Here is an 18,610-nt window from a genome sequence, read left to right as displayed (position 1 = left end):
GTTAGAACATAGCAAAAGAGCCTTAAGAAACAAATTCCTAAGGCTTCATGCGTTGGCGCTCCGGCCGTCTTCCGCGTTTTTCCCGCGGCGGCTCGGCAATGCCGCGCTGCTCGCGCAACACCGCTTTGCGCGACAAGTTGACGCGCCCTTGTTTATCGATTTCGGTCACCTTCACCAAAATTTCATCGCCGATCGACACGACGTCTTCCACTTTGCCGACCCGCTCCTCGGCCAGCTCGGAAATGTGGACGAGCCCGTCCTTGCCGTTGAACAGCTCGACGAACGCGCCGAATTTTTCGATCCGTTTCACCTTGCCCAAATACACTTTCCCCACTTCGACTTCGCGGACGATGTCTTCGATGATTTGCTTTGCTTTTTGGTTGGCCGCTTCATCGACAGAGGAGATGAAAATCGTGCCGTCTTGCTCGATATCGATTTTCACGCCGGTTTCATCGATGATTTTATTGATTTGTTTGCCGCTCGGCCCAATGACCTCGCGGATTTTATCCGGATTGATGTGCATGATCAAAATTTTCGGCGCATATTTGGACAGCTCTTTGCGCGGCTCGCTGAGCGTTTGCATCATATGGTCCAAAATTTCCAAGCGCCCTTTGCGCGCCTGCATGAGCGCCTCTTCCAAAATGTCGCGCGTCAGCCCTTTAATTTTAATGTCCATTTGCAGGGCGGTGACGCCTTTTCTCGTGCCGGCGACTTTGAAGTCCATATCGCCGAGATGGTCTTCAATGCCTTGAATGTCGGTCAAAATTGTGTAATGATCGTCTTGTTTCACCAGCCCCATGGCAATGCCGGCGACCGGCGCTTTAATCGGCACCCCGGCATCCATCATCGCCAGTGTGCTCGCGCAAATGCTCGCCTGCGATGTCGATCCGTTTGACTCGAGCACTTCCGAAACGAGGCGGATCGTGTACGGAAACTCGCGCTCCGACGGCACGACCGGCTCCAACGCCCGCTCCCCAAGCGCGCCGTGTCCGATTTCGCGCCGCCCCGGCCCGCGCATCGGCCCAGTTTCGCCGACGGAAAACGGCGGGAAGTTGTAATGGTGCATGAACCGTTTCGATTCTTCCAAATCAAGCCCGTCCAAAATTTGTACATCGCCGAGCGCCCCGAGCGTACAAACGCTCAACACTTGCGTTTGGCCGCGCGTAAACAAGCCCGACCCGTGCGTGCGCGGCAAGACGCCGACCGCCGACGACAGCGGGCGGATTTCATCGACTTTGCGCCCGTCCGGACGGATTTTCTCAACTGTAATCAAACGGCGCACTTCTTCTTTCACAAGCTTGTGCAAAATTTCCTGCACTTGCTTCAGCTTCTCTTCATCCGCCTCTTCTGCTTCGTACTTGGCGATGACGCCCGCTTTTACATCCTCGATGGCAGCATCGCGCGCCAGTTTTTCCGGCACTTGCACCGCCCGCTTAATATTCTGCTTCCGCAAGTTGGCGGATTTCCGCCTCCAACTCAGGATCGGGTTCATACAAGACGACTTCCATTTTTTCTTTGCCGACCTGGGCGGCAATTTCCTCTTGAAAAGCAATGAGCCGCTTGACTTCTTCGTGGCCGAACATGATCGCTTCGAGCATCACTTCTTCCGGCACTTCATCCGCGCCGGCTTCGACCATGTTGATGGCATCTTTCGTCCCAGCGACGACAAGATGCAGATCGCTTTTTTCCATCTGCTCGACCGTCGGATTGATGACAAACTGGCCATCGACGCGGCCGACGATGACACCGGCGATCGGTCCTTCAAACGGAATGTCGGAAATCGTCAACGCCGTAGACGCACCGATCAACGCCGCCACTTCCGGGGAGCAGTCTTGGTCGACGCTCATGACCATCGATACGACTTGCACTTCGTTGCGGAATCCTTCGGCAAACAACGGGCGGATCGGCCGGTCGATGAGCCGGCTCGCCAAAATCGCTTTCTCGCTCGGGCGGCCTTCCCGTTTAATAAACCCGCCCGGAATTTTCCCGACCGCGTACAGCCGCTCCTCGTAGTTGACCGTCAGCGGGAAAAAGTCCACATTTTTTGCTTCCCGCGATGCGGTGGCCGTGCTCAGCACTACCGTATCGCCGTAGCGGACGAGCGCCGCCCCGTTCGCCTGTTTTGCCAGTTCGCCGGTTTCAATGACGAGCGGGCGTCCAGCCACATCGATGGAAAACACGCGTTTCTCTTGTTCCATACAGACGAGTACTCCTCTCTATGTACAAAAATAAGGGATCTGCTGATGATTAGTATAGACGAATTGGCGCTATTGTATCATCGCCGCGCAAACGGCGCCTATAAACTAGCAAAAAAGCGGGAATGCTCCCGCTTTTTTATCGACGTAATCCAAGTTTCTTAACTATTTCACGGTAGCGCGCCACATCTTTATTGCGCAAGTAGGCCAACAGCCGGCGGCGTTTCCCGACCATTTTCAGCAGGCCGCGCCGAGAATGATGGTCTTTTTTATGGACGCGCAAATGCTCATTCAAATTGTTGATTTGCTCTGTCAAAATCGCAATTTGCACTTCCGGAGAACCGGTGTCGTTCTCATGGACTTTGAATTGTTCGATGATTTCACGTTTGCGCTCTTGCGTCAATGCCATCATGGTTCACCTCCCTAGTCTTCGATCCCCGTTTGCCGAGCGGGCGTCGGTGACTCGCCTGGCCAAGCAACGGTTCGCATACATTGATTAGAATACCTCTTTTTCCGGCAAAATGCAAGTCTTTTCGTCCAAACGCCGGAAATACTGTTTTGCTTCTTCCTTGTCGCGGGCAATTTGCGCCGCTAGCTCGGCGACGCCGGCAAACTTGCGCTCGCTCCGCAGGCGGCGGTGCCACTCAACCGTCACCGTTTCCCCGTAAATGTCGCGCGCGAACGCAAACAAATGCACTTCCACGCTCGGCAACCCTTCGCACGCCGCATGGAACGTCGGTTTGTAGCCGATGTTCGCCACCCCTTCGTACGTCCGGCCGCCAACGGTCGCTTTGACGGCGTAAACGCCGACCGCCGGCAATAGGTAGTCGCCATTTAACGCAATGTTGGCCGTCGGGAACCCGATCGTCCGCCCGCGCTGCTCCCCGGCGACAACCGTCCCTTCGATGTCATAAAAACGGCCGAGGAGGCGGGGGAGCTGATCGACCGCCCCTTCTTCAATGAGCTTCCGCACCCTTGTCGAACTCACCTTTTCCCCGTCGACGGCCAGCTTTGGAACAACGGTTTGCCCAAAGCGGCCGCGCGCATGAAGCGGCATCGTCTCCATCGTCCCTTTTCCGAACCGGCCATAAGTGAAATCAAAACCGGCGACGACGTGCTTGACATGAAGCCCATCCAAATATTGATCGGCAAACTGCTCCGGCGGCAGGTTGGCGAACGCCGGTGTAAATTCGACGATATACAGTCGATTCACGCCAAGCGCCGCAACCAACTGCTCTTTTTTGTTAAGCGGGGTAATGAGACGAAGCTCAGGTTGTTTGCCAAGCACGACGGACGGATGAGGATGAAACGTCATCACCGCGCTTTCGTATCCGCGTTCATTCGCAATCTCGACCGCCGTCCGGATCACTTTTTGGTGGCCAAGGTGAATGCCGTCAAAATAGCCGAGCGCCATCACCGTCGGGGGAAGCGCCTGGCGCTCAAAGCGATGCGGATGCGAAAGAAATATCGTTTCCATGTCCATAACCCACCTTACTTTTTTTCCGCGCTTCGCCCGGCGTCAACGAAACACTTTGAGCGGTTTCATCAAGCCCGGGCGCGCCGGATGCTTTACATACAGGGCCAGCGCCTCCCGCTCGGGCGTCACGAGCACGACCGGCCCGTCAAGCGCATGCAAAAAGGCGGGAAGCCGGAGCAGCGCCCCGTTTTTTACTTTCTCTGCTACTTTATCATTGATTTCATATTTCGGCAAATGAAAAAGCGCTTGCTCGATCGGAATGAGCAAGGCGGCGGCCGTTCCGTCGGCCGCCCGGCGCTCGACTTCTTCAAGCGTCACACAATCTTCAAGCCGAAACGGGCCGGACGCTGTGCGGATGAGATCGGACATATGAGCCGGATAGCCGAGCTGCTCGCCGACCGTCACTGCGAGCGTGCGGACATACGTGCCTTTGCTGCATGTGACGCGGAAGCGAAATGACACCGTCTCCCCGGCAAACTGCTCGCGATCATCGAGCAGCTCGAGCTCGTAAATCGTCACGCGCCGCGTCGGGCGCTCCACCTCGATGCCGGCGCGCGCATATTCATACAGCTTTTTGCCGCCGACTTTCACCGCCGAATACATGGGCGGCGTTTGCTCGATTTCCCCGATAAGGCGGCGGAAAACGGCTTCGATTTCCACCCGCGCAATCGGCCGCTCGACCGGCCGGACGGCAACGACGTCACCGTCGGCGTCTTCGGTCGTCGTCGCTGCGCCGAGCGTCACTTCCCCTTCGTACGTTTTCGTCGCTCCGGTAAGAAATTCCGCAATGCGCGTCGCTTTGCCAAGGCAAAGCGGCAGGACGCCGGACACATTTGGATCGAGCGTGCCGGTATGGCCGACTTTTTTTACCCCAAGCAGGCGGCGCACCTTTGCCACACAGTCGTGCGACGTTATTCCTTTTGGTTTGTTGAGCAGCAATACCCCGTCCATCGGCGCACCCTTTCCCTGTCTATACTCGCGCAACGGAAATGGATAGACGGTTCGTCTATCCATTGTTTGGACCATCCTCCGCCTCTTCCGGCCGGCGGCGGTCGCCGTCGGAAATTTCGCGGATCAGCCGCTCAATGCGGCTGCCGTATTCCATCGTTTCATCGATCTCAAACAAAATTTCCGGCGTTTTGCGCAGGCGAATGCGCTGCCCGATTTCCGAACGGATGAATCCTTTCGCCTTTTCCAGTGCTTTCAGCGTGTTCTCCCGCTGCTCGTCATCGCCTAAGACGCTAATGTACACTTTCGCTTGCTGCAAATCGCCGGTGACGCGCACATCGGTGACGGTGACGAAACCGATGCGCGGATCTTTCAGCTTGCGGCCGATAATGTCGCTCAACTCTTTTTTCATTTGCTCGCCAACGCGAGTTGCCCGTATGTTCATCATCCATCACCTCGGTTTACAACCACTCAAATGATGTGGACGCCCGCTCCAACTCGGGGAACGAATCGATCAAGGCCAAGGCCCGCTCGAGTTCCCGCTCAGCCGCCATTCGGCTCGACGCGATGGCGACAAGGCCGATTTTCGCCCGCTGCCATGCGTCTTGATAATCGAGTTCAGCCACAGAGACGTTGTACTTTTGCCGAATCCTTGTCAGCACCCGCTGCAGGACGGCCCGTTTGTCCTTCAGCGAGCGGGCGTTATAAATGAGACATTCGCATGCGGCAAAGCCGATCATGCCCGAGCCACTTCCTGCATGACGTACGCTTCAATAACGTCCCCTTCTTTAATGTCATTGAAGTTTTTGATCGTCAAGCCGCACTCATATCCTTGCGCCACTTCGCGCACATCGTCTTTATACCGTTTGAGCGAATCGATTTCGCCTTCGTACACGACGATGCCTTGGCGGATGAGGCGCACTTTGCTGTCGCGGGTGATTTTGCCGTCGGTGACATAGCAGCCGGCGATCGTGCCAACTTTGGACACTTTGAACGTTTGCCGCACTTCCGCTTGGCCGATGACTTTCTCTTCGTATTCCGGGTCGAGCATCCCTTTCATCGCCGCTTCAATTTCCTCAATGACGTTGTAAATGATGCGATGGAGGCGGATGTCGACTTTTTCCGATTCAGCGGCGCGCTTCGCATTCGCATCCGGGCGGACGTTAAAGCCAATGACGATAGCGTTCGATGCCGTCGCCAGTGAAATATCCGATTCGGTGATGGCGCCGACCGCCGCATGGATGATTTTCACCCGCACGCCTTCGACATCGATTTTTTGCAAGGCGGCAACCAGCGCCTCAACCGATCCTTGAACATCGGCTTTGACGATCAAGTTCAGCTCTTTCATTTCGCCTTGCTTGATTTGTTCGAACAAATCGTCGAGGCTGACGCGCGTTTTCACGCTCCGCTGCTCCTGCAGCTGCCGCTGCGCCCGCGCTTCCCCGATTTGCCGCGCCTTTTTCTCATCCTCAAACACCATGAAACGGTCGCCGGCTTGCGGCACGTCGTGCAGCCCGGTAATTTCCACCGGCATCGACGGCCCCGCTTCCTTGACGCGCCGCCCGCTGTCATTGACCATCGCCCGCACACGCCCGTACGTCGTGCCGACGACGATCGGATCGCCGACTTTGAGCGTGCCGGTTTGAACGAGCAGCGTCGCCACCGGGCCGCGCCCTTTGTCGAGCTTCGCTTCAATGACCGTTCCGACCGCGCGCCGGTTCGGATTGGCTTTTAATTCTTCCATCTCGCTGACAAGCAAAATCATTTCCAACAGATGATCGAGGCCCTCTTTCGTTTTCGCCGACAGCTTGCAGAAAATCGTATCGCCGCCCCATTCTTCCGGAACGAGGTTGTACTCCATCAACTCTTGCATGACGCGGTCCGGGTTCGCTTCCGGTTTATCCATTTTGTTAATGGCGACGATGATCGGCACGTTTGCCGCCTTGGCATGGTTGATCGCCTCGACCGTCTGCGGCATGACCCCGTCATCGGCCGCGACGACAAGGATGACGATATCGGTCACTTGCGCGCCGCGCGCCCGCATCGTCGTAAACGCTTCATGGCCTGGTGTATCGAGGAACGTAATTTTTTTGTCATTGACGGTGACTTGGTAAGCGCCGATGTGCTGCGTAATGCCGCCCGCTTCTTGCTCGGTCACTTTCGAATGGCGGATCGCATCAAGAAGCGTCGTTTTCCCATGGTCGACGTGCCCCATGATCGTGACAACCGGCGGCCGTTCAACCAGGTCTTCCGGAGCATCGGCAATTTCAATCGCTTCAAAGTTCGTTTCGTCAATGGTCACCTTTTCTTCCACTTCAACGCCGTAGTCGGAGCAGATGAGCTCGATCGCATCTTTGTCCAAGTCTTGGTTGATCGTCGCCATCACGCCAAGCATAAACAGCTTTTTAATAATTTCCGACGGCTCGCGGCCCAATTTTTTCGCCAGCTCGGCCACGGTGAGCGAACCCTCGAACGTAATTTTCTTCGGCAGCTCTTTTTCTTTTTTCGCCGGCTGCGGCACCTGCTTCGCGGCCGGGGCCGCTTGTTTTTTCCCTTTCGCCGGCCCTTTTCCTTTCTTCTTCGCCGCTTGGAACGCTTTCTTTTCTTGCTGCTGCGCCTCCGTTCGTTTTGTTTCTTTCCCTTTCACCGCCCCTTTTTTCTTGGCCGGCTTGGCCGCTTCTTTTGCATCGTCAAAAATTTCCTCATCCGAGAAATCGGCCGTCTTCGCCGGCGTCGGCCGCTTCGGCTTGTCGGTTTTCTTTTCCGCTTTCTTTTCATTTTTGGTTTCGGTTTTCTTTTCGGCCTTTGGGCGGTATTGATGGTCAAGCTTTTCGACGACATCGGCCTCGAGCATGGCCATATGATTGTTTACTTCAATGTTCATTTCTTTCAATTTATGAATAACGTCCTTGCTTGGCACGTTCTGTTTTTTCGCATATTCGTACACACGCATTTTTGACATACAGTCACCCCCATAAAGATCGGTCGAGCATCGTTTGCAATTGGCGCGCGAACCCTTCGTCGGTGACGGCAACGACGACGCGGGCGTCTTTGCCAATCGCGCCGCCCAGCACATACCGGTCCGGCACTTTGCAAAGCGGGACGCCATAAAACGCACATTTATCCGTCACTTTTTTTTCCGTGTTGGCCGACGCATCTTCCGAAAGCAACACGAGCCGCGCCCTGCCCCGTTGCACTTCTTTGACGACAAGTCCCTCTCCGGAAACGACTTTTCCGGCCCGCTGCGCCAACCCTAACAGCGATGCCCAGCGGTTCTGTTTCATTGTCCTGCCTGTTTCTCCTTTTTCGCCAAAGCAAGCAGCTCGTCATAGAGCGAGTCGGCGATGTCGGCTTTTAAATGGCGGGCCAAAATATTTTTCTTTTTCGCCTGTAAAATGCAATCCGGGTCAAGGGTAATATACGCGCCCCGCCCCGCTTTTTTGCCGGTCGGGTCGATCGACACCTCTCCTTCTTTGGAGCGGACGATGCGCATCATTTCCCGCTTTGGCTTCATCTCTCCAGTGACGACGCATTTGCGCAACGGAATTTTCTTTTGCGCTGCCATTTCTATTCCCCCTCACTCGATTTCCGCCGATGCATCGAATGATTGGACGTTCTCATCACTATTTTCATTATCGGCCGCCGCGCCGTTGAAATCAAGCGAAGTGGATGGCGCATACGGATCAATGCCCATGTCCCGCGCCTCGGACTCGCTTTTAATATCGATTTTCCAGCCGGTCAATTTTGCCGCCAGACGGGCGTTTTGCCCGCGTTTGCCGATGGCGAGCGACAGCTGGTAGTCCGGAACGATGACGGTCGTCGCCCTTTGCTCTTCATTGACGATGACGCGCAGCACTTTCGCTGGGCTTAACGCATTGGCGACAAACTCCACCGGGTCGGCCGACCAGCGGACGATATCAATTTTTTCCCCGTTCAGCTCGTCGACGATCGCCTGGACGCGCTGCCCTTTTGGCCCGACGCAGGCGCCAACCGGATCGACTTCCGGATTGTCGGAATGGACGGAAATTTTGGAACGATCGCCGGCTTCGCGGGCGATCGACTTGATTTCAACCGTCCCGTCGTAAATTTCCGGCACCTCAAGCTCAAACAGCCGCTTCAGCAAGCCCGGATGAGTGCGGGAGACGAAAATTTGCGGCCCTTTTGTCGTCTTTTCCACTTTCGTAATGTACACTTTCAGCCGATCGTGCGGTTTGTACGTTTCATTCGGCATTTGTTCGTTCGCCGGCAAAAGCGCCTCCGCCTTGCCGAGGCTGACATAGACAAAACGCGGGTCAATGCGCTGGACGATGCCGGTCATAATGTCCTCTTCGCGGTCGACAAATTCGGCGTAGATGATGCTCCGCTCCGCTTCGCGCACGCGCTGGGTCACGACTTGTTTCGCTGTTTGCGCAGCGATGCGCCCGAAATCGCGCGGCGTCACTTCCAATTCGACGACATCGCCGATTTGATAGTTCGGATTGATCCGCTGCGCCTCCTCAAGCGAAATTTCAAGACGCGGATCGGTCACCTCTTCGACGACGTCTTTGCGGGCGAGCACGCGGATCGTCCCTGTTTCCATATTTAAATCGACGCGCACGTTTTGCGCTTGGCCGAAATTGCGCTTGTACGCGGAAACGAGCGCCGCTTCAATGGCTTCCATAATCACTTCTTTGCTGATGCCTTTTTCCCGCATCAGATCGGCTAACGCCTCAAGCAACTGCGTGTTCATGAAACGAAAATCCCCCTTTTATCATTAAGAGAAAATGACGGCTAATCTAGCGCTCGCCACTTTTTCATACGGAATGGCGACCGTTTTTTGCCGCCCGCGGTCTTTGACCGACAGCGTCACGGTCGTCCCGTCAAAAGCGGTCAATTCCCCTTCAAACTGCTTTTCTCCTGCAATCGGCTCGTATGTTTTGATATATACATTTTTCCCAATTGCTCTTACAAAATCTTTTTCATTTTTTAACGGCCGCTCCGCTCCCGGCGATGACACTTCTAAAAAATAGTTGTGCGGAATCGGGTCGACCTCGTCGAGCTTTTCGCTTAGTCTTTCACTGACGACGCCGCACTGTTCGATGTCCACGCCGGTGTCTGAATCAATAAAGACGCGCAAAAACCAGTTTTTTCCTTCTTTCACATACTCGATGTCCACCAGCTCGAGCCCCATTTCGTCCAAAATCGGCGCGACAAGCTGTTCAACCGTTTCTGTCACTTTTTTGCTCATCGTGTTCCTCCTTACTGGGCAAGGCTGCATGCTGCATAATGAGAAAATCCCCTGCACAAGGCGGGGAATGAACGAAAGACGGAAAGACCGATGCTCATTCAAGACGAAAGAGTGGGTTTCCCCACTCTTTGCTTGCCATTATCTTTGCCAATTCCACTAAAACTATAACACATTGGGAAATATATTGCAACGAAAAACCGTCCGTCAGAACAAGGACAGCTGGTTATGATCCGGAAGCGAGTCGAGGCAGCCGCGGCTTTCGAGATACTCAAGCAGCGTTTTCGACACTTTGCCGCGCTGCTGCAAATCTTCTTTTGACAAAAACTCCCCTTCTTCGCGGGCGCGCACAATGTTTTGCGCCACGTTCGTCCCGAGCCCCGGGATGGCGTTAAACGGCGGAATAAGCGAGTTGCCGTCAATGACAAATTCGGTCGCCTGCGAGCGGTACAAGTCGATATTTTTAAAGGAAAAGCCGCGCTCGCACATTTCCAGCGCCACTTCCAGCACCGTGAGCAAGCTTTTTTCTTTCGCCGTCGCCTGAATGCCTTTGGCGTTGATTTCCTCAATCCGCTTGCGAATGGCGGCTGATCCTTTGATCATGGCGTCAAGGTCAAAGTCCTCCGCCCGCACCGTAAAGTACGACGCGTAATACAAAAGCGGATGGTGCACCTTAAAGTAGGCGATGCGCACCGCCATCAACACGTAGGCCGCCGCGTGCGCTTTCGGGAACATGTATTTGATTTTTTTGCACGAGTCGATGTACCATTCCGGCACGTTATGCTTGCGCATCTCCGCCTCAAATTCCGGCGTCAATCCTTTCCCTTTGCGCACCGATTCCATAATTTTAAACGCCAGCGACGGCTCAAGCCCACGGTAAATGAGATAGACCATAATGTCGTCGCGGCAGCCGATCACCTCAGAAAGCGTGCACGTGCCATTTTGAATGAGTTCTTGCGCGTTGCCAAGCCATACATCGGTGCCGTGCGACAAACCGGAAATTTGCACGAGCTCGGAAAATGTTTTCGGCTTCGTTTCTTCGAGCATTTGCCGGACAAAGCGCGTGCCGAATTCCGGGATGCCGATCGTGCCGACGTTGCACATAATTTGCTCCGGCGTAACGCCAAGCGGCTCGGTGCTGCTGAAAATGCCCATCACGTCCGGGTCGTCGGTCGGGATCGTTTTCGGATCGATGCCGCTTAAATCTTGCAGCATGCGGATGACCGTCGGATCGTCGTGCCCGAGAATATCGAGCTTCAATAAATTGTCATGAATCGAGTGGAAGTCAAAATGGGTCGTCCGCCATTCCGATGACGTATCATCGGCTGGATATTGGATCGGCGTAAAGTCGTAAATTTCCATATAATCGGGAACGACGATAATGCCTCCAGGGTGCTGCCCAGTCGTCCGCTTCACTCCGGTGCAGCCGGCCGCCAGCCGGTCGATTTCCGCGCCGCGCAGCTCTAAGTTATGGTCGCTCGCATAGCCTTTCACAAACCCGTACGCCGTTTTGTCGGCGACCGTGCCGATCGTTCCGGCGCGGTAGACGTTGTCTTCGCCAAACAGCACTTTCGTATAGTTGTGGGCGCGCGGCTGGTACTCGCCGGAGAAGTTCAAATCGATATCCGGCACTTTGTCGCCTTTAAAGCCGAGGAACGTCTCAAACGGGATGTCATGCCCGTCTTTTTTGTATTTCGTCCCGCATTGCGGGCAGTTTTGATCCGGCAAGTCAAAGCCCGACCCGACCGAACCGTCATTAAAAAACTCGGAATGTTTGCAGTTCGGGCAGACGTAATGCGGCGGCAGCGGGTTCACCTCGGTAATTTCCGTCATCGTCGCGACAAACGATGAGCCGACCGAGCCGCGCGACCCGACAAGGTAGCCGTCATCGAGCGACTTTTTGACGAGCTTATGCGAAATTAAGTAAATGACGGCAAATCCGTGGCCGATAATGCTCTTCAGCTCTTTTTCAAGCCGCTCCTCAACGAGTTTCGGCAGTGGGTCTCCGTAAATTTCTTTCGCCCGCCGGTAGCTCATTTCCTTGATTTCCTCGTCCGCCCCTTCGATGCGCGGCGTGTACAGCTCATCCTTGATCGGCTTCACTTCACCGATTAACGAAGCGATTTTTTGTGTGTTGTCGACGACGATTTCTTTCGCTTTTTCCGGCCCTAAAAACGAGAAGCAATCCAGCATTTCGTTCGTCGTGCGGAAATACACATCCGGCAGCTCATGCCGGTTGAGCGGGTTCGCCCCGCCTTGCGAATGGATTAAAATTTTCCGGTAAATTTTGTCCTCCGGATTTAAATAATGGACGTTGCCGGTGGCGACGACCGGAATGTTGAGCTTTTCGCCAAGGGCGACGATGCTGCGGATGATGTTTTGGATCATCTCTTCATCTTTGACGTAATCCATTTCAATGAGCGGCTTGTACACCTCGGGCGGATGCACCTCAAGAAAATCGTAAAAGCGGGCGATGTCTTCGACTTCCTCCGGCGCCTTTTGGATCAAGTTGTCAAACAGCTCGCCTTTGTCGCAGCCCGAGCCAACGAGCAGCCCTTCACGATGCTTGACCAGCACGGAGCGCGGGATGCGCGGCACGCGGTGAAAATAATCGATGTGCGACAGCGAGACGAGCTTGAACAAGTTTTTCAGCCCGATGTCGTTTTGCGCCAACAGCGTCGCATGGAACGGGCGCGCCAGGCGGTACGACGCATCGCTGTGCGTGCGGCTGTTTAATTCGTCATGAAACAGTATGCTGCGCTCTTCCGCTTCCTTCAATAGCCGCATAAGCAAATGCCCGGTTGCCTCCGCGTCGTAGATGGCGCGGTGGTGCTGGGTCAGTTCAATGTCGAACTTTTTGCAAAGCGTGTTCAGCCGGTGGTTTTTCAAATCCGGATACAAAAAGCGGGCGAGTTCAAGCGTGTCAATGACCGGATTGGCGAGCTTGCCGCGTCCCATGCGGGCGAGGCCTGCGTTTAAAAACCCGATGTCAAAGCTGGCGTTATGGGCCACAAGCGTCGCATCGCCAATCCAGTCAACAAAACGGGCCAGCACCTCATCCGGCTGCGGAGCGTCTTTCACCATTTCGTCCGTGATTCCGGTCAATTCCATCGTCGTCACGGACAGCGGATGTCCCGGATTGGCAAAGGACATAAACCGGTCGATGATCTCGCCGTCTTTGATTTTGACGGCCGCCAGCTCAATGATCGTATTGTACACAGCCGACAGCCCGGTCGTTTCAACGTCAAAGACGACGTACGTCTCCTCCGAAAGACGGCGGTGCGTTTCATTGTAGGCGATCGGCACGCCATCGTCGACGATGTACGCCTCAAGGCCGTAAATGACCTTCATGCCGTGTTTTTTCGCCGCGCTGTAGGCCTCCGGAAACGACTGAACAACGGCATGGTCGGTGACGGCGATCGCCGGATGACCCCATTTTTTCGCTTGTTCGATGAGTTTTGTCACCGAGGTAACCGCGTCCATTTGGCTCATCGGGGTATGCAAATGGAGCTCGACCCTCTTTTCCCCTTCGGGCGCTGTATCTTGCCGTTCGTTTGCAGCGATTTCGTTCAAATCGTTGGCGATGATGACCAAATCGCGGACGAATGTGTCGTTTTGCACGCTGCCGCGCACTTTCACCCACATGCCTTTTTTGACGCCGCTCATGAGCTCGGCGTCCTCTTTGTCGCGCGAGAACATTTTGACTAAAATCGAGTTCGTGTAATCGGTGATTTTCATGGTCAACAGCGTGCGGCCGCTTTTGAGCTCGCTCACCTCAGCGTCAAACACATACCCTTGCACCACAACGCGCCGCTCTTCCTCAACGATCGTCTCAAGCGGACGCACTGGCTCCTCGTCGCGGATCGGGTAGCCGATGACGAGCGGGCCGGATGGAGAAGCGGCTGCTGCCTTTTCCTCTTCTTTTGCCATATCGGTCAGCACCGCCAACGCCCGCTCTTCATCTTCTTGCTGCTTTTGCGCCAAAAACTGCTCCATTTCCTGCTCAGCCGGTTGCACGTCGACTTCCAGCTGAAGCGGCGGAAAACCGAACGACGCGTAAATCGCAGCGATTTTTTGCGCAAACCGCCGTTTGACGGCCAGCGCCTCCGCCTCGTGGCGGGCGGTGACAATGAGCTTGTTCCCTTTCACCGCCGGCGTCTGCCGGCTCAGCAAATCGACAAGCGGCGAGACGCCTTCTTGCAGCTCGGCGAGGCAAAGCGGCCAGTACGCCCGCACATCGTCTTCCGTTACGCGCGGCGATTCGACATCAATCGTATACCGGATGGCAGCGATATGGCGGAAAGCAGCCGCCAAGCGGTTCGTAAACGATTTGTACACCTCGGCCGGCAGCACATTGGCGAACTGAAAATAGAAATGCCAGCTTTTTTCTTCTTTATCAATCACGACTTTGTGAATGAACGCATCACGGAAATACGGCATCCATTCATCCGACGTCATCTTCAGTTGCTCAAGCAAAACGAAAAACCGCTCTTTTTGTTCTTTCGTGGCCATGATTTCCCCTCTCAACGAAATCGTTTCTCTTTCTAATCATACCATACAAACGCCAAAAAGCGCCGACGGAAAAGAAACTCGTTCTTTTTCGCCGGCGCCGTTCGTTCACCCTTGCAAGAGGCGGCGCACCGTATCGGTCAATTCGCCCACCGGCACGTCAAACGTCTCGCCTGTTTTTCGCACTTTCACTTCGACGATGCCTTCGCCCGCCCGCTTGCCGACGGTGACGCGAACCGGAATGCCGATCAAATCGCTGTCGGCAAACTTGACTCCGGCCCGCTCCGGGCGGTCATCGTATAACACTTCAAATCCTGCCTGTCCCAATTTTTCGTACCATTCCTCCGCCAACGCTCGCTGCTCGTCGCTTTTCGCGTTCGCTGTCAGCAAATGGATATGAAACGGCGCCACCGAAGCCGGCCAGACGAGCCCGTTTTCATCGGCAAACTGCTCGGCAATCGCCGCGACCAGCCTGGAGACGCCGATGCCGTAGCAGCCCATGATCATCGTCTTCGTTTGGCCGTTTTCATCCAAGTACACGGCGTTCATTGCCTCGCTGTATTTCGTGCCAAGCTTGAACACGTGCCCGACTTCAATGCCGCGAGCGAAGCGGATCGTCCCTTTGCCATCCGGAGACGGGTCGCCCTCTTGGACAAAGCGCAAGTCGGCGTATTGACTGACGGCAAAATCGCGGTCCGGGTTGACGCCGATGTAATGGTAGCCTTCCTCATTCGCGCCGCAAACACCGTTGACGATGGCAGCAACAGCATGGTCCGCGATCACCATGACCGCTTCGCTGACACCGATCGGACCGAGCGAGCCGACCGGCGCCCCCATCACCCGTTCTGTTTCTTCCGGCGTCGCCAGCTCCACGACGGTGGCGTCGAGCACATTTTTCACTTTCACCTCGTTCGCCTCGTGGTCGCCGCGGACAAGGACAAGCACGTACCGGCCATCGACATTGAACAAAAGCGACTTGATGCAGCGCTCCGGCGAAACTTGTAAGTAGGAAGCGACTTCATCAATCGTTTTTTGCCCCGGCGTCGCCACTTTTTTCAATTCGGCCGGCGGCTCGCTGCTTTTCTCGTACGTGGTCACAACCGGCGCCATTTCAATGTTGGCGGCATAGTCGGACGCGTCGGAATAGGCGATCGTATCTTCGCCAATGTCCGAGAGCACCATGAACTCGTGCGTATCTTTGCCGCCGATCGCCCCCGAATCCGCGATGACGGCGCGGAAGTTTAAGCCGCAGCGGCGGAAAATGTTCGAATAGGCGTTATACATGTCGTTGTACGTTTCATCCAAACTTTCTTTTGACGTATGGAACGAATAGGCGTCTTTCATCATGAATTCACGGCCGCGCAGCAGTCCGAAGCGCGGGCGCTTTTCATCGCGGAATTTCGTTTGGATTTGGTACAACACAAGCGGCAGCCGCTTGTACGTTTTCACTTCATCGCGGACGATCGCCGTGATCATTTCCTCATGCGTCGGCCCAAGGGCGAAATCGCGCTCGTGCCGGTCTTTTAAGCGCATCAACTCCGGTCCGTACGAATACCAACGGCCGGACTGCTGCCAAAGCTCGGCCGGCTGCAGCGCCGGCATCAGCAGTTCCATGCCGCCGATGCGGTTCATCTCCTCACGGATGATCGCTTCAATCTTTTGCAGCACGCGTTGCCCGAGCGGCAAAAACGTGTAGACTCCGCTCGCGCTCTGGCGGATGAAGCCGGCCCGCAGCAGCAGCTGATGGCTTTTCACTTCCGCGTCCGCCGGCACTTCGCGCAATGTCGGAATAAACGCTTGACTTTGTCTCATTCACAGCCACCTCATTCTCTCTCTTTATAGGAAAAATTTTTGAATGTCGTTCCATGTGACGACAAGCATCAGCAACATAAGCAAGGCGAAACCGATAAAATGGACCATTCCTTCTTTTTGCCGGTCGACCGGCTTGCCGCGCACGGCTTCAATGGCGAAAAAGAGGAGCCGCCCGCCGTCTAGCGCCGGCAATGGCAACAAGTTGACAATCCCGAGGTTGATGCTTAAAATCGCGCCCCATTTCATCAAGTAGTAGATCCCGGACTCCGCCACCTTGCCAGTCGATACAGCGATGCCGACCGGGCCTGACAGCATGTCAAGCTGAAACTGGCCGGTGATCAATTGAACGAGCCCTGTTGCAATTTCCCTCGTCCAGTAATACGTCTCGACCAGCCCTTGCTTTACGGAGCCGAACACCGATTTTTCCATCGGCTGATAGACGCCGATTAAGCCGATCGTCTCCCCTTGAATCGTTTTCGCTTCCGGGGTGACGGTCACGCTCATGTCTTTCCCGTTCCGCTCAATTTGAAACTCCAGCGGCTCCTCTGGATGAGCGCGAATCGTGTTGACGATTTCCGTCCACGTTTCCATCCGTTCGCCGTTGATGGCGATGACCTCATCCCCTTGCTTCAACCCCGCCGCGCGCGCCGCTCCATCCGGCGTCAGCTCGCCGATGACCGGCTTGTCGACCGGGTAGCCTTGCAAAAGGCCGATGATGATAAAGACGAGGACGGCCAATAGAAAGTTGGCGAGCGGGCCGGCCAAAATCGTCATCGTCCGCTGCCCGAGCGTTTTTGCCGCAAATTGGCGGTGGTACGGGGCGATTTGAATTTCTTGGCGGTCGACGACAAAAAACGCCGGTTCTTTCACCGCAAACCGCTCCAGCCGCTCGCCGTCGGCATAGCCGGTGACATACATGCCATGCTCCAAATCAGCGTCTTCCACCTCAACGACCCGAATGTTCGGATAATCGTCCTTATGGTTGAGGACGATTTTTTCCACCCGTCCTTCACTGTCAAGCAAAAGACCGACGACTTGCCCGCGCTTCAGCTCGATCGTTTCCGGGTCTTCGCCGGCCATGCGGACGAAACCGCCAAGCGGCAAGAGCCGGATCGTATACACCGTTTCGCTTTTCTTAAACGAAAACACTTTCGGTCCGAACCCGATGGCAAACTCGCGGCACAAAATGCCGGCCCGTTTGGCCAGCAGCAAATGCCCGAGCTCGTGAAAAAAGACGAGAGCGCCGAAGACAACAATAAACGAAATAATCGATTCCAACGTTTCAACCACCTTTATGCTAATAGTGAGCGGACATAAGCGCGCACATCCGCGTCAATTTCGCGAATCTCTTCAAGCTGCGGATCGTCCACCGGCTGATGGCGCTCAAGAGCGCGCTCGATCCACTCCTCGATGGCCAAAAACGGAATGCGTCCGGCTAAAAACGCCGCCACCGCTTCCTCATTGGCGGCATTCAACACCGTCGGCAGCGAGCCGCCGCGTTTTCCAGCTTCATAGGCAAAGCGGAGGCAGCGGTAACGGTCAAAATCGACCGGGGCGAAATGGAGCGCCCCAAGCGCAGCCAAATCGAGCGGCTTGGCCGCCGCAAGCGGCAGCCGCTCCGGATAGGCGAGCGCGTATTGAATCGGGATGCGCATATCCGGCGTGCCCAACTGGGCTAAGATGCTCGTGTCGCGAAACTCGACGAGCGAATGAATGACGCTCTCTCGATGGAGGACGACGTCGATTCGCTCATACGGCAGCCCAAACAGCCAATGCGCTTCAATGACTTCAAACCCTTTGTTCATCATTGTGGCGGAATCAATCGTAATTTTCGCCCCCATCGACCAATTCGGATGGCGAAGCGCTTCTTCGACCGTCACATGAGCAAGCTCTTCGCGCGTCCGATCGCGAAAGCTCCCGCCCGACGCGGTCAGAATCAGCTTCTCCACGTGTTCACGCTTTTCCCCTTGCAAGCATTGAAAAATGGCGGAATGCTCGCTGTCAACCGGCAACAGCGGCACACCGCGCCGCTTGGCTGCCGCCGTGACAAGATGCCCGGCAACGACAAGCGTCTCTTTATTGGCGAGAGCGATCGTCTTCCCGGCTTCAATCGCTTTTAATGTCGGCACGAGGCCGACGCTGCCGACGACGGCGGTGACAACGACGTCCGCCTGCGGGCAAACAGCCGCCTCCACCAACCCTTCCTCTCCGTACACGACTGCAGTCCGCCCGCTGTACTCGCAGCGAAGCACTTCGTAAGCGTCTCGGTCGGTGACAGCGACAAGAACAGGGGAAAACTCAACAATCAGCTTTCTTGCCGCTTCCACATTTTTCCCAACCGATGCCGCCGCCAGACGAAACTTGTCCGGATGAGCGCGCATGACATCGAGCGTTTGCTGGCCGATCGATCCGCTCGCCCCTAATATACTAATATATTTCAACATT

The 18,610-nt window shown here is 55.4% G+C and carries 16 protein-coding genes; all 16 read right to left on the bottom strand.

Annotated features, from left to right (window positions below):
• Positions 1–37 precede the first annotated feature (37 nt).
• Positions 38–1,492: a polyribonucleotide nucleotidyltransferase gene (pnp, locus tag ACR1UW_RS07735; protein WP_498935173.1), complete on the bottom strand. Its 1,455-nt coding sequence runs from the start codon at positions 1,490–1,492 to the stop codon at positions 38–40.
• Entirely contained in the window at positions 1,434–2,198 is a 765-nt protein-coding gene (locus tag ACR1UW_RS07730) for a hypothetical protein (RefSeq protein ID WP_498935171.1), read from the bottom strand. The genes pnp and ACR1UW_RS07730 overlap by 59 nt, the downstream gene beginning before the upstream one ends.
• A 136-nt stretch (positions 2,199–2,334) precedes the next feature.
• The gene (gene rpsO / locus ACR1UW_RS07725) at positions 2,335–2,604 is read right to left on the bottom strand and encodes a 30S ribosomal protein S15 (RefSeq protein WP_033008170.1); all 270 of its coding nucleotides are present in this window, start codon (positions 2,602–2,604) and stop codon (positions 2,335–2,337) included.
• Between the two features lie 87 nt (positions 2,605–2,691).
• Positions 2,692–3,678: a bifunctional riboflavin kinase/FAD synthetase gene (gene ribF, locus ACR1UW_RS07720; protein WP_498935169.1), complete on the bottom strand. Its 987-nt coding sequence runs from the start codon at positions 3,676–3,678 to the stop codon at positions 2,692–2,694.
• Between the two features lie 36 nt (positions 3,679–3,714).
• Positions 3,715–4,623, bottom strand: a complete 909-nt coding sequence (truB, locus tag ACR1UW_RS07715; protein ID WP_033008077.1) for a tRNA pseudouridine(55) synthase TruB — start codon at positions 4,621–4,623, stop codon at positions 3,715–3,717.
• Between the two features lie 55 nt (positions 4,624–4,678).
• Positions 4,679–5,065, bottom strand: a complete 387-nt coding sequence (rbfA, locus tag ACR1UW_RS07710) for a 30S ribosome-binding factor RbfA (RefSeq protein WP_033008079.1) — start codon at positions 5,063–5,065, stop codon at positions 4,679–4,681.
• 16 nt (positions 5,066–5,081) lie between these two features.
• Positions 5,082–5,360, bottom strand: coding sequence for a DUF503 domain-containing protein (locus ACR1UW_RS07705; RefSeq protein WP_033008081.1), 279 nt, complete (start codon positions 5,358–5,360; stop codon positions 5,082–5,084).
• The gene (gene infB, locus ACR1UW_RS07700) at positions 5,357–7,582 is read right to left on the bottom strand and encodes a translation initiation factor IF-2 (protein ID WP_429902440.1); all 2,226 of its coding nucleotides are present in this window, start codon (positions 7,580–7,582) and stop codon (positions 5,357–5,359) included. Before infB ends, ACR1UW_RS07705 begins: the two co-directional genes overlap by 4 nt.
• 4 nt (positions 7,583–7,586) lie before the next feature.
• Positions 7,587–7,904 (bottom strand): YlxQ family RNA-binding protein, encoded by a 318-nt coding sequence (locus tag ACR1UW_RS07695; protein ID WP_033008083.1) that lies wholly within the window; start codon positions 7,902–7,904, stop codon positions 7,587–7,589.
• Positions 7,901–8,185: an RNase P modulator RnpM gene (gene rnpM / locus ACR1UW_RS07690; RefSeq protein WP_498935166.1), complete on the bottom strand. Its 285-nt coding sequence runs from the start codon at positions 8,183–8,185 to the stop codon at positions 7,901–7,903. Before rnpM ends, ACR1UW_RS07695 begins: the two co-directional genes overlap by 4 nt.
• A 12-nt stretch (positions 8,186–8,197) precedes the next feature.
• Positions 8,198–9,349, bottom strand: a complete 1,152-nt coding sequence (gene nusA / locus ACR1UW_RS07685) for a transcription termination factor NusA (protein WP_033016849.1) — start codon at positions 9,347–9,349, stop codon at positions 8,198–8,200.
• 24 nt (positions 9,350–9,373) lie between these two features.
• Positions 9,374–9,847, bottom strand: coding sequence for a ribosome maturation factor RimP (gene rimP / locus ACR1UW_RS07680; RefSeq protein ID WP_033008087.1), 474 nt, complete (start codon positions 9,845–9,847; stop codon positions 9,374–9,376).
• Positions 9,848–10,051: 204 nt separating this feature from the next.
• Positions 10,052–14,356, bottom strand: coding sequence for a PolC-type DNA polymerase III (locus tag ACR1UW_RS07675; protein ID WP_498935164.1), 4,305 nt, complete (start codon positions 14,354–14,356; stop codon positions 10,052–10,054).
• 105 nt (positions 14,357–14,461) lie between these two features.
• A complete protein-coding gene (locus ACR1UW_RS07670) occupies positions 14,462–16,165 on the bottom strand; it encodes a proline--tRNA ligase (protein ID WP_047818151.1) in 1,704 nt (567 codons plus the stop codon).
• A gap of 24 nt (positions 16,166–16,189) precedes the next feature.
• Entirely contained in the window at positions 16,190–17,455 is a 1,266-nt protein-coding gene (gene rseP, locus ACR1UW_RS07665; protein WP_171697966.1) for an RIP metalloprotease RseP, read from the bottom strand.
• Positions 17,456–17,457: 2 nt separating this feature from the next.
• Complete coding sequence (dxr, locus tag ACR1UW_RS07660) at positions 17,458–18,606, bottom strand: 1-deoxy-D-xylulose-5-phosphate reductoisomerase (RefSeq protein WP_429878186.1); 1,149 nt, start codon at positions 18,604–18,606, stop codon at positions 17,458–17,460.
• Positions 18,607–18,610: the final 4 nt, after the last annotated feature.

The organism is Geobacillus lituanicus, assembly GCF_050994965.1.
Taxonomy (GTDB): Bacteria; Bacillota; Bacilli; order Bacillales; family Anoxybacillaceae; genus Geobacillus; species Geobacillus stearothermophilus.
This window is presented reverse-complemented; position numbering and strand designations above follow the sequence as displayed.